The sequence below is a fragment of the Micrococcus sp. genome (genome assembly GCF_030523875.1).
GTDB lineage: Bacteria > Actinomycetota > Actinomycetes > Actinomycetales > Micrococcaceae > Micrococcus.
Genome location: NZ_JAUNHR010000015.1, coordinates 28,849 through 37,301, shown reverse-complemented (window position 1 = coordinate 37,301; position 8,453 = coordinate 28,849). Strand labels below are relative to the sequence as shown.

Below are 8,453 nucleotides of genomic sequence, written 5' to 3'. Positions count from 1 at the left end.
CGCCTGGGCGCCCACCTGGCCGAGGGCACCACCGTCATGCACGAGGGCTTCGTGAACTTCAACGCGGGCACCCTGGGCCACTCGATGATCGAGGGCCGCATCTCCGCCGGCGTCGTGGTGGGCGACGGCTCCGACCTCGGCGGCGGCGTGTCCATCATGGGCACCCTCTCCGGCGGCGGCACCCAGAGGGTCGTGATCGGCGAGCACGTGCTGCTGGGCGCGAACTCCGGCGTCGGCATCTCGATCGGCGACGACTCCGTGGTCGAGGCCGGCCTCTACGTCACCGCCGGCACCCTGGTCTCCGTGGTCCGCCCGGGCGAGGACACCCGGACCGTCAAGGCCGTGGAGCTCTCCGGCGTCCCGAACCTGCTCTTCCGCCGCAACTCGGCCACCGGCGCCGTCGAGGCCCTGCCCCGCGGCGGCCGCACCGTGGAGCTGAACGCGGCGCTGCACGCCAACTGAACCGCGCCGTCCTCACCTGCGCCCGGGTGATCGGGACCCCCGGCTGGGCGGATCGGGGGCGTTCACCGTCGGAATGCACGTCTCTTTCCGACCGGAAACGCCCCCGATCTGCGTTCAGCGAACCACCGGGGTGACGGGTCCCTCACCGGGTGCGGGTCGGGTCCGTTCCTGCACAGGGCGACGGCGGCCCGATGCCCCTCCACATCGGCCTCCCCCGGGCGCGACGGCCGGGGCCCGGGCGGTTCGATGGCGTCATGCCCCGCACGCCCGCACCCCTGCCCGTCGCCCTCCCGCCGATCCTCCTCCCCTCCGACCTCACGCCCCTGGGCATCTCCGTGGAGAGGCTCCGGCGGGGCGACGTCGCGCCCGTCGAGCGGGGCCTGCACGCCGTCACCGGACGCCCCGTCACCGCCTGGACCGATCTCGGCCTCCGCCGACGAGGAGCCTGTCCACCTCACGCTCCCCCGCGGCACACGGCGGATCCGCCGCGCGGATTCGGTGGACCACCGCCGCCCGCTCCCGGCCGCCCATGTCGAGGACGTCCATGGGCTGCGCGTCACCACGATCGAGCGCACCTGGCTGGACCTGTGCTCGCTCGGCGGCACATGGAGCGTGCCTCACCTCGTCGCTGCCGGGGACCACGCCGTCCGTCATCCTTGGACCCCCGAGGGACGCCGTCCCCCGGCGACGACGATCGGCCGCCTCGTCCGGACCGCGGCGGACGTCCGCGGGTTCCATGGCAGCCGCCGCGCCCGGACTGCCCTCGGCCTCGTCCGGGTCGGTGCCGATTCGCCCCCGGAGACCTTCCTCCGCCTCGCCCTGCCGGACGCCGGCCTGCCTGAGCCGGAGCTGCAGGCGCCGATCGACCCCGCTGATCCCCGCTCCCCCGAGGCGGACCTGGCATACCGGACGCTGCGCCTGTGCCTCCAGTACGACGGCGCCGGGCACCGCACGCCCGAGCAGCAGACCCGCGACGCGCGGCGCGAGCGCTACGCCGCCGCCCGAGGGTGGGCCACGCTCCGGGCCACGCGGGACGACCTGCGCGATGGGTTCGTGTCGCTGGTGGGCGAGGTCCGCCGTCGTCACGTGGAGGCGACAGCGTCGGGTCGGTGAGGAGAACCGCCCCCGCACACACGAAAGGGGGCAGTTCCCGTCGAAATGAGACCCTCATTCCGACGGGAACCGCCCCCGATCGCCCTGCTGGGGTGGGCGCGGGTCAGCGCTGCGGGAACTCGCGCAGGTCCTGGCCCACGTAGATCTGGCGCGGACGGCCGATCTTGGTGGCCGGGTCCTCGATCATCTCGCGCCACTGGGCGATCCAGCCGGGCAGGCGGCCCAGGGCGAAGAGGACGGTGAACATCTTCTCCGGGAAGCCCATGGCCTTGTAGATCACGCCGGTGTAGAAGTCGACGTTCGGGTACAGGCGGCGCTCCACGAAGTAGTCGTCCGCGAGGGCCTTCTCCTCGAGGCGCTGGGCGATCTCCAGCAGCTCGTCGTTGCCGCCGAGCTTGCCGAGGATGTCCGCGGCGGTCTTCTTGATGATCTTGGCGCGCGGGTCGTAGTTCTTGTAGACCCGGTGGCCGAAGCCCATCAGCTTGACGCCGTCCTCCTTGTTCTTCACCTTCTCCATGAAGTCCTCGGGCTTCATGCCCTCGGCCTGGATCTTGCGGAGCATGTTGAGGACCGCCTCGTTGGCGCCGCCGTGCAGCGGGCCGTAGAGGGCGTTGATGCCGGCGGAGACGGAGGCGAACATGTTCGCGTGGGCCGAGCCCACGAGGCGCACGGTGGAGGTGGAGCAGTTCTGCTCGTGGTCCGCGTGCAGCATGAGCAGCAGGTCCAGGGCCTTGGCCATGTCCGGGTCGATCTCGTAGTCCTCGGCGGGGACGCCGAAGCACAGGCGCATGAAGTTCTCGACGTAGTTCAGGTCGTTCTTGGGGTACATGAACGGCTGGCCGAGGGACTTCTTGAAGGCGTAGGACGCCAGCACCGGCAGCTTGGCGAGGAGGCGCACGGTCGAGATGTGCACCTGCTCCTCGTCGAAGGGGTCCAGCGAGTCGCCGTAGAAGGTGGACAGCGCGGACACCGAGGAGGACAGCACCGGCATGGGGTGCGCGTCCCGCGGGAAGCCATTGAAGAAGGACTTGATGTCCTCGTGCACCATGTTGTGGCGCAGGATGTTGGTCTCCCAGGCCTCGGACTGCTGCGCGTCCGGAAGCTCGCCGTTGATCAGCAGGTAGGCCACGTCCATGAACGTGGAGTGCTCGGCCAGGTCCTCGATCGCGTAGCCGCGGTAGCGCAGGATGCCCTCGTCGCCGTCGATGAACGTGATGGCGGACTTGGCGTTGGCGGTGTTCATGAAGCCCGGGTCGTAGGTGACCTTGCCGGTCTCCTTGAGCAGCGGGGCGATGGTGATGCCGTCGTTGCCGGCCACGGCGCGCTCGACGTCGAGGTCCAGGCTCTGGTCGCCGACGTTCAGCCGGACGGACTCGTTCTCGGTCACGGGTGTCTCCCTCGTCTTCGTGTGGTGGTGGGTCCGGGCGGGACCGTGGGTTGACGGGGCCCGCGCTCGGGAGCGACTGTCTCCCACGCTACCAAGTCGTGCCCCGCGGGGCCGCATGGTGAGGGACTGCGACGCCCGCTCAGGCCGCGACGGGCCCGCGCTCGGTCAGCCGGCGGGCCGCCGCCGCGACCGCCTCGTCCGAGGCGGTCAGCGCCACGCGGACGTACCCGTGCCCCGCCGCGCCGTAGAACACGCCGGGTCCGGCGACGATCCCGAGGTCCGCCAGCTCGCCGAGCAGGTCCCAGGAGTCCTGCTCCACGGCCGCGGCCGGGTCGGTCCCGTCCCGCCGGGTCCACAGGTACAGGCCCGCCTCGGAGTGGTCGACGGCGTACCCCGCCGCGCGCAGGGCTGGCAGCAGGGCCTCACGGCGGGCCCGGTAGCGGTCCTTCTGCTCGGCCACGTGGGCGTCGTCGGCCAGGGCCACGGCCATGGCGTGCTGCACGGGGGCCGGGACGATCATCCCGGCGTGCTTGCGGGTGTTGACCAGCGCGGCCACGAGGTCCAGGTCCCCCGCCGCGAACGCGGCGCGGTAGCCGGCCAGGTTGGACTGCTTGGACAGCGAGTACACGCTGAGCAGGCCGGTGAGGTCCCCGCCGGAGACCTCGGGGGCCAGGATGCACGGGACGGTGCGGTCCTCCCACGCGTCCCAGCCGAGCTCGGCGTAGCACTCGTCCCCGCACACCACGGCGCCCAGGGCACGGGCGTCGTCCACGAGGGCCTTCAGCTCCGCGGCGTCCTGCACGCGGCCGGTGGGGTTGGCCGGGGAGTTGGTCCACACCAGGCGCACCCGGGCGCGCACGTCCTCGTCCAGCTCGGCGAGCGTGTCCGCGGCCACCGCCTCCGCCCCGGCGATCTGCGCGCCGATCGCGTACGTGGGGTACGCCGTGGCCGGGAAGACCACCACGTCGCCGGCCCCGAGCCCCAGCAGGGTGGGCAGCCACGCGATGAACTCCTTGGACCCCACCGTGGGGATGACCGCCTGCGGGTCCAGGCCGGGGACCCCGCGACGCCGCGCGAACCAGTCCGCCACGGCGGTACGCAGCGCCTCCGTGCCGTGCGTGGTGGGGTAGCCGTGGGCGTCCGCGGCGGAGGCCAGCGCATCGCGGATCAGCGCTGGCGTGGGGTCCACCGGGGTGCCGATGGACAGGTCCACCGTCCCCTCGGGGTGCGCGGCGGCACGCTCCCGGTAGGGGGTGAGCGTGTCCCAGGGGTAGTCCGGCAGGGTCAGCATGCGGCTCAGGCGCCCTCGCCCTGCGGGGGCAGCGCCGAGATCAGCGGGTGGTCCTTCGCGATCTGCCCCAGCTTGGCGGCGCCGCCCGGGGAGCCGAGGTCGTCGAAGAACTCGACGTTGGCCTTGTAGTAGTCGGCCCACTCCTCCGGGACGTCGTCCTCGTAGTAGATGGCCTCCACCGGGCACACGGGCTCGCACGCGCCGCAGTCCACGCACTCGTCCGGATGGATGTACAGGGAGCGCTCGCCCTCGTAGATGCAGTCCACGGGGCACTCGTCGATGCACGCCTTGTCCTTGACGTCCACACACGGCAACGCGATCACATAGGTCACGGCTGACCATCCACCTCTCTGACGGGCACGGGGTTGGGGGTTCCCCCCAGGGTACTCTCTCCGGTCCGGCCCTCCGGGGCCGGACGGGGACCACGACGACGGGCGCCCAGCACCAGCATCACCGCCCCCAGCACGGGCAGGCCGGCGAGCCAGCCGACCGAGGCGAGCAGCGCCGTCGGCACGGCGCGGGCGACCTCCGCGGTCCACGGCAGCCCCAGCTGGTCGGTGGCCGGCAGGCGGTGCAGGGCGACGGCGACCGTGAAGGCCCCGATCACGACGGCGCCGCCCGCCGGCACGGGGTGCGCCCCGCGCTGCGCCGACACGCGCATCCACCAGCGCTGCGTGGACCCCGCCAGCAGGAGCGCGAGCGCCAGGCCCCAGGGGACGGCCACGCCCGCCACGGGGGCGAGGTTCAGGTGCGTCAGGGTGCCCAGGACGCCCACGCCCGCGCCGAGCGCGAGACCCGTGAGGACCCCGCGCCCACGGCTCCCGCCGCGGTCCGGGGACGCCGCGACGGCGGCGCCGTCCCCCGCGGAGGGGGCGGGCGCCGCCGTCGTGGCGTGCCGGGGACGGACCGGCTCAGGCCCGCGCGCGGGCACGGGCGGCCTTGAGGCGCTCGTTGGCGTCCAGCACCACCTTGCGGATGCGGATGTCCTCGGGGGTGATCTCCACGCACTCGTCCTCGCGGGCGAACTCGAGGGACTCCTCGAGGGTCAGCACGCGGGGCGGGGTGAGGCCCTCGAACGAGTCGGAGGAGGCAGCACGCATGTTGGTGAGCTTCTTCTCCTTGGTGATGTTCACGTCCATGTCGTCCGCGCGCGAGTTCTCGCCGACGATCATGCCCTCGTACACCTCGGAGCCGGGCTGGATGAAGAACGAGCCGCGCTCCTGCAGGTTGATCATGGCGAACGGGGTGGCGGTTCCCGCGCGGTCGGCGACCAGGGAGCCGTTGGTGCGGTACTCGATATCGCCGGTCCAGGGCTCGTAGCCGGCCGCGTAGGAGGAGGCGATGCCCGCGCCGCGCGTGTCCGTGAGGAAGCGGGTGCGGAAGCCGATCAGGCCGCGGGCCGGGACGAGGAAGTCCATGCGGATCCAGCCGGTGCCGTGGTTGGACATCTCCTGCATGCGCCCCTTGCGGGCGGCCATGAGCTGCGTGACCGCCCCCATGAACTCCTCGGGGATGTCGATGGTCATCATCTCCATCGGCTCGTGCAGCTTGCCGTCGATGGTCTTGGTGACCACCTGCGGCTTGCCCACGGTCAGCTCGAAGCCCTCACGGCGCATCTGCTCGACCAGGATGGCCAGCGCCAGCTCGCCGCGACCCTGCACCTCCCACGCGTCCGGGCGCTCGGTGGGGAGCACCTTGAGGGAGACGTTGCCGATCAGCTCCTTGTCCAGGCGGTCCTTCACCTGGCGCGCGGTGACCTTGGCGCCCTTGACGCGGCCGGCCAGCGGGGACGTGTTGATGCCCACGGTCATGGAGATGGCCGGGTCGTCCACCGTGATCAGCGGCAGCGGCTTGGGGTTCTCCAGATCGGTGAGGGTCTCGCCGATCATGATGTCCTCGATGCCGGCGACGGCGACGATCTCGCCCGGCCCGGCCTCCTCGGCGGGCACGCGCTCGAGGCCCTTGGTGGCGAGCAGCTCGGTGATCTTCACCGTCTTCAGCTCGCCGTCCTGGCGGGCCCAGGCGACCTGCTGGCCCTTCTTCAGGGTGCCGTTGAAGATGCGCAGCAGGGCCAGGCGGCCCAGGAACGGGGAGGCGTCCAGGTTGGTGACGTGCGCCTGCAGGACCTCGGACTCGTCGTAGCGCGGGGCGGGGACGCGGTCCATGATCACCCGGAACAGCGGCTCGAGGTCCTCGGAGTCCGGCAGGCCGCCGTCGGCGGGCTGGGTCAGGGAGGCGCGGCCGGCCTTGCCGGAGGCGTAGACCACGGGCACGTCCAGCACGGAGTCCAGGTCCAGGTCCTCGACCTCCTCGGCCAGGTCCGAGGCCAGGCCCAGGAGCAGGTCCATGGAGTCGGAGACGACGCCGTCGATGCGGGCGTCCGGGCGGTCGGTCTTGTTGACCACGAGCACCACGGGCAGCTTGGCGGCCAGCGCCTTGCGCAGCACGAAGCGGGTCTGCGGCAGCGGCCCCTCGGAGGCATCCACCAGCAGGACGACGCCGTCCACCATGGACAGGCCGCGCTCCACCTCGCCGCCGAAGTCGGCGTGGCCCGGGGTGTCGATCACGTTGATGGTCACGGTCTCCCCCTCGGGGGCGGAGGGTCCCGAGTAGAACACCGTGGTGTTCTTGGCCAGGATCGTGATGCCCTTCTCCTTCTCCAGGTCCCCGGAGTCCATGACGCGCTCGGCGACGTCCCCGTGGGTCGAGAAGGCGCCGGTCTGCCGGAGCATGGCGTCCACCAGGGTGGTCTTGCCGTGGTCCACGTGGGCCACGATGGCCACGTTGCGCAGGTCGGAGCGGCGGGTGTCGGTCGAGGTCATGGAGGTCCTGTCCGGTTCGGGATGGGGTGCGGGCACAGCACGACGGCGGCCCCGGACGATCATACGCGCCGGGGCCGCCGTCGTGATGCGGCGGACGGGGCCGTCAGTAGGCGGCCTCACCCAGGGAGGCGAGCAGCTCCCGCCGCTCCTGGCGGCGCTCGGCCTGCAGGTCCGGGTCCGGCACGGGCGCCGCCGCAAGCAGGCGGCGGGTGTACTCCGCCTGCGGATCGTGCAGCACGTTCTCCGTGGGGCCCTGCTCCACCTGGCGACCGTCCTTGAGGACGAGCACCTTGTGGGCCAGCATGTCCACCACCGCGAGGTCGTGGGACACGAACAGGCACGCGAAGGAGTACCGCGACTGCAGCTCGGCGAACATCTCGAGCACGGCCGCCTGGACGGACACGTCGAGCGCCGAGGTGGGCTCGTCCGCGATCAGGACCTCCGGGTCCAGGGTCAGCGCGCGGGCGATCGAGATGCGCTGGCGCTGGCCGCCGGAGAGCTCGTGCGGGTAGCGGTTGATCACGGACCGGGGCAGGCGGACGGCGTCCACGAGCTCCTCGGCGCGGGCCAGGCGCGAACGCCGGTCCCCCACCCCGTGCACCACCATCGGCTCGGTGATGATGTCGCCGATCGGGAAGCGCGGGTCGAGCGAGGCAGCCGGGTCCTGGAAGACCACGCCGATCTTGCGCCGCAGGCGGCGCTGCTCGGCCGTGGGCATGGTGGCCATGTCCTCCCCCTGGATGCGCAGCGCACCCTGGGCCACGGGAAGCAGGCCGAGGACCGCCTTGGCGATCGTGGACTTGCCCGAGCCGGATTCGCCCACCAGCCCCAGGATCTCTCCCGGGGCCACGGAGAAGCTGACGTCGTGCACCACCCGGTTCTTCTTGCCGCGGTGGTCGTACTCGATGCTCAGATCCTCGGCCTCGATGGCGTAGACGGCCTTCGTCTGGGTCGAGGTGACCGGCTCCGGCTCCGCCACCTCGTACGCCGCGCCCAGCCGGGGCACGGCCGAGAGCAGCTTCTGCGTGTACGGGTGCTGAGGGTGCTGGAGCACCTGGTGCACCGGACCCGACTCCACCATCTCGCCGTGCAGCATGACGCACACGCGGTCCGCCATGTCCGCCACCACGCCCATGTTGTGCGTGATCAGCAGGATGCCGGTGTTCATCTTGTTCTTCAGCGAGCGCAGCAGCTCGAGGATCTCGGCCTGGACCGTGACGTCGAGCGCCGTGGTCGGCTCGTCCGCGATGATCACCTTCGGCGAGCAGCTGATGGCCATCGCGATCACGATGCGCTGGCGCTGGCCACCCGAGAACTGGTGCGGGTACTGCTTGAGCCGGTTCGCGGCGTCGGGGATGCCCACCATGGTGAGCAGCTC

Annotated in this window: 8 protein-coding genes; 2 read left to right on the top strand and 6 right to left on the bottom strand. The window is 71.8% G+C overall.

The genetic code is table 11. The annotated features are described in order from the left end of the window. Both Q4D18_RS03680 and Q4D18_RS03675 read left to right on the top strand, forming a co-directional pair. The coding region (locus tag Q4D18_RS03680; RefSeq protein WP_303125927.1) for a DapH/DapD/GlmU-related protein at positions 1-462 on the top strand (462 nt) is incomplete at its 5' end. 498 nt (positions 463-960) lie between these two features. After that, positions 961-1,575 (top strand): hypothetical protein, encoded by a 615-nt coding sequence (locus Q4D18_RS03675; protein WP_303125925.1) that lies wholly within the window; start codon positions 961-963, stop codon positions 1,573-1,575. Positions 1,576-1,678: 103 nt separating this feature from the next. Here Q4D18_RS03675 and Q4D18_RS03670 read toward each other — a convergent pair whose 3' ends face one another. The 6 genes from Q4D18_RS03670 to Q4D18_RS03645 all read right to left on the bottom strand — a co-directional run. Continuing rightward, positions 1,679-2,962, bottom strand: coding sequence for a citrate synthase (locus Q4D18_RS03670; protein WP_303125923.1), 1,284 nt, complete (start codon positions 2,960-2,962; stop codon positions 1,679-1,681). A 139-nt stretch (positions 2,963-3,101) separates the two neighbouring features. Further along, positions 3,102-4,253 (bottom strand): succinyldiaminopimelate transaminase, encoded by a 1,152-nt coding sequence (gene dapC, locus Q4D18_RS03665; RefSeq protein WP_303125920.1) that lies wholly within the window; start codon positions 4,251-4,253, stop codon positions 3,102-3,104. 5 nt (positions 4,254-4,258) lie between these two features. Beyond that, positions 4,259-4,585 carry a ferredoxin gene (gene fdxA, locus Q4D18_RS03660; protein ID WP_135029672.1) on the bottom strand — a complete coding sequence of 109 codons (327 nt, stop codon included), beginning with the start codon at positions 4,583-4,585 and terminating at the stop codon, positions 4,259-4,261. Next, positions 4,582-5,184: a hypothetical protein gene (locus tag Q4D18_RS03655; protein ID WP_303125915.1), complete on the bottom strand. Its 603-nt coding sequence runs from the start codon at positions 5,182-5,184 to the stop codon at positions 4,582-4,584. The genes fdxA and Q4D18_RS03655 overlap by 4 nt, the downstream gene beginning before the upstream one ends. Then, entirely contained in the window at positions 5,165-7,075 is a 1,911-nt protein-coding gene (typA, locus tag Q4D18_RS03650; protein WP_303125911.1) for a translational GTPase TypA, read from the bottom strand. Before typA ends, Q4D18_RS03655 begins: the two co-directional genes overlap by 20 nt. A gap of 103 nt (positions 7,076-7,178) precedes the next feature. Continuing rightward, positions 7,179-8,453 (bottom strand): ABC transporter ATP-binding protein (locus Q4D18_RS03645; protein ID WP_303125907.1); only part of this gene is annotated, 1,275 nt, incomplete at its 5' end.

What these genes read in the sequence shown, in the direction of transcription:
- dapC (WP_303125920.1), bottom strand. Translation starts at nt 4,253, where the DNA reads ATGCTGACCCTGCCGGACTACCCCTGGGACACGCTCACCCCCTACCGG.
- typA (WP_303125911.1), bottom strand. Translation starts at nt 7,075, where the DNA reads ATGACCTCGACCGACACCCGCCGCTCCGACCTGCGCAACGTGGCCATC.